Source organism: Kitasatospora sp. NPDC059803, from assembly GCF_042732255.1.
Taxonomy (GTDB): domain Bacteria; phylum Actinomycetota; class Actinomycetes; order Streptomycetales; family Streptomycetaceae; genus Kitasatospora.
Genome location: NZ_JBHWIJ010000374.1, coordinates 3,504 through 6,740, shown reverse-complemented (window position 1 = coordinate 6,740; position 3,237 = coordinate 3,504). Strand labels below are relative to the sequence as shown.

Annotated in this window: 2 protein-coding genes; both read left to right on the top strand. The window is 70.6% G+C overall.

The window, feature by feature from the left end; genetic code table 11:
- The first annotated feature begins 446 nt into the window (after positions 1–446).
- Positions 447–1,487, top strand: a complete 1,041-nt coding sequence (locus tag ACFV6I_RS35745; RefSeq protein ID WP_380430084.1) for a Scr1 family TA system antitoxin-like transcriptional regulator — start codon at positions 447–449, stop codon at positions 1,485–1,487.
- A 196-nt stretch (positions 1,488–1,683) separates the two neighbouring features.
- Positions 1,684–3,120, top strand: a complete 1,437-nt coding sequence (locus ACFV6I_RS35740; RefSeq protein ID WP_380430081.1) for an aminopeptidase P family protein — start codon at positions 1,684–1,686, stop codon at positions 3,118–3,120.
- Positions 3,121–3,237: the final 117 nt, after the last annotated feature.

The following is a 3,237-nucleotide window of genomic DNA, read 5'->3' as shown; positions in this document are numbered from 1 at the left end:
CACCCGCTCGGGCCGGGGGGGGGGGGCGGGCCCGCCCCCCCCCCGGGGGGGGCGCCCCGGCGGCGGGGGCCGGCCCCCCCCCCCCCCCCCGCGGCCCCGGCCCCCCCCCCCCGAGGCGCCAGCGGGGAGCCCCCCCCCCCGCCCCCGCGCGGCGCGTGATATCGCACGCGGGGCGGCGCGGCCCCGCGACCGAGGCCCCCGGGGGGGCCCCCCCGGGGCGATGGCGCCACTGCCCATCCGCGCCTCGGGAACGGAATCGCCGCACTGCGGACACCGGCAGGGCGGAAAGTTCCGCCGCAGGACGATGCTTTCGCCAGATTGAACGTTCGTCATATCCACCGAATAACTCCTCTCTGTTGCTAACTCCTCACCAAGAGTGGCCAATCGCGGCTAGCATCGGAAGAGCTTCACTTTGACAGCGAGCACTGTGGAAATGGGTGGTTGCCATGCCTCAGCGGGAAGTAGACCCGACCGCATCTCCGAACGCAGCCATCGGCGTTCAGCTCCGGCGCTTCCGCAAGGCGAGAGGGCTCACTCAGATCGAGCTCGGGCGGCGGACCAACTACAGCGATTCGCTCATCTCCATGATCGAGAACGGAGACCGTCCCGCGCCGCTGAACCTCGTCCGGCGATGCGACAAGGAACTCGACACCTGCGAGGCGCTTGAGCTCCTGTACTGGACCGCCAAGAGCACCACCTTGATCGGCGGGTACCTCGCGTACATCGAGCACGAGGCCAAGGCCACCGCCTTCAAGATCTTCCAGCTGAACGTCATCCCGGGACTGCTCCAGACGCGGGGCTACGCATCGGCGCTCATCAGCGCCGCAGCCCAACGAGGTGAGATCCCCGAGGACAAAGTCATCGAACGCCTGAATGTCCGCATGGCGCGGCAGGCCTTGCTGTACCGCGAACCGCCTCCCTCCATCCACATCGTCATGGAGGAGAGCTGCCTGCGAACCGTTGGCGGCCCCTTCGTCATGGCCGAGCAGCTTCGCCGGCTCGAGCGCGTGGCCGGCCTTCCGCACGTCATGCTGCAGATCGCGCCGTCCAGTCTCGGTGAAGGCCTCCCGGCGACCACGCCGTTCACGCTGCTGACCCGCCCGGACGAGAAGTGGATGGCCTACCTCGAAACCATCCAGCGGGGCTACGTCGAACGCGAGGACGAGAACAAGATCCGCTCCCTCACAAGGACTTACCATTGGCTCCAGGCCCAAGCCCTCTCGTGCGAGGACTCGTTGGCCCTCATCCGCGCCCGTCTCAAGGAGTTCCACGCCATGTTCCCCATCCCGACGGTCAAGCCCACGTCCTGGCTGAAGTCCTCGTACAGCAACGGTGGCGGCGAGTGCATCGAGGTCGCACCCGGGCTCCCCGGCATCCTCCCCGTCCGCGACAGCAAGGACCCCGAGGGCCCTCGACTCGCCTTCGGCGCCGACGCCTGGCGCTCCTTCGTCGCCGGCGTCAAGTCCGGTGACTTCGGCACCGTCTGAGATCCAGGCCGCCGGGGTGGCGTCGTCGTTGCGCAGGTGGAAAGCCGGCCGCCAGGACAGTCGGCCGGTTCCGCGAGGTCTTGGCCCCTTCTCTTCGAACCCTGCTCGATATACCGTACATAACGCTTGTTACGTACCGGGCAGGTCAGCGTAGCGAAGCGCCTCGCATCCACCACCCTCACCTGGAGAGTCTGCTGTGACCGAACCCGCCGAGACCATCAAGTACCGCAAGAACGGCCTCACCCGCGGCGTCACGGACGAGCTCGCCGAGAACATGAAGCAGGGCTGGGCCGACACCGAGCGCCTCGCCCTGGAGCCGATCCCGCAGGCCGCGCACACCGCCCGCCGCCGCGCCGAGCTGTCCGCGGCCTTCCCCGGCGAGCGCCTGGTGGTCCCGTCCGGCAACCCGAAGGTGCGGGCCAACGACACCGACTACCCGTTCCGCCCGTCCTCCGACTACGTCTACCTGACCGGCGACCAGTCCCAGGACGCCGTACTGGTCCTGGAGCCGACCGGCGACACCGGCCACCGGGCCGTGCTCTACCTGCGCGACCGTTCCCGGACCGACAACGGCGAGTTCTGGCTGGACAACCACGGCGAGCTGTGGGACGGCCGCCGCAACAGCCTGACCGAGAGCGAGCAGCTGCTCGGCCTGCCCTGCCGGGACGTCCGCACCGTCCGCGCGGACCTGGGCACCGCCACCGGCCCGGTGCGCGTGCTGCGCCGCCACGACGCGGGCGTGGAGCAGTCCCTCCAGGGCCGGGCCGTCGCCGAGCGGGACGCGGAGTTCGAGGTCTTCCTGTCCGGCCAGCGCCTGGTCAAGGACGAGTTCGAGATCGCCGAGCTGCGCTTCGCCTGCGAGGCCACCGCCCGCGGCTTCGAGGACGTGGTGCGCATCCTCGGCACCGACACCGAGACCCCCGAGCGGCTGATCGAGGGCACCTTCTTCGTCCGCGCCCGGATCGAGGGCAACGACATCGGCTACGGCAGCATCGCCGCGGCCGGCCCGCACGCCACCACCCTGCACTGGGTGCGCAACAACGGCCACGCCAAGCCCGGCGACCTCCTGCTGCTCGACGCCGGCGTGGAGACCAACCGCCTGTACACCGCCGACGTCACCCGCACCCTCCCGGTCAGCGGCCGCTTCACCGACCTGCAACGCAAGGTCTACGACGCCGTGTACGCGGCGCAGGAGGCCGGCATCGCCGCGGTGAAGCCCGGCGCCGACTTCCGCGACTTCCACCACGCCGCCCAGCGCGAGCTCGCCGAACACCTCACCTCCTGGGGCCTGTTCGGCGACCTCACCGCCGACAAGGTGTACGAGCTGGGCCTGCACCGCCGCTTCACCCTGGCCGGCACCGGCCACATGCTCGGCCTCGACGTCCACGACTGCGCCCACTCGCGCACCGAGGAGCACGTCGACGGCCCGCTGAAGCCGGGCATGGTGCTCACCGTCGAGCCGGGCATCTACTTCCAGGAGAACGACCTGACGGTGCCCGAGGAGTACCACGGCATCGGCGTCCGGATCGAGGACGACATCCTGGTCACCGAGGACGGCAACGAGAACCTCTCGGCCGGCCTCCCCCGCACCTCCGCCGAGGTCGAGGCCTGGCTCGCCGAACTGCGCGGCTGAGCTGGGCGGCTGAGTCCGGGAACGGCGCATGCGGCACCCCGGGGCTACCCCGTGCCCGCACGGGGCACCGACATAACCGTACCCCACCCCCTCCCCCCCCCCGGGGCCGCGGGGGCC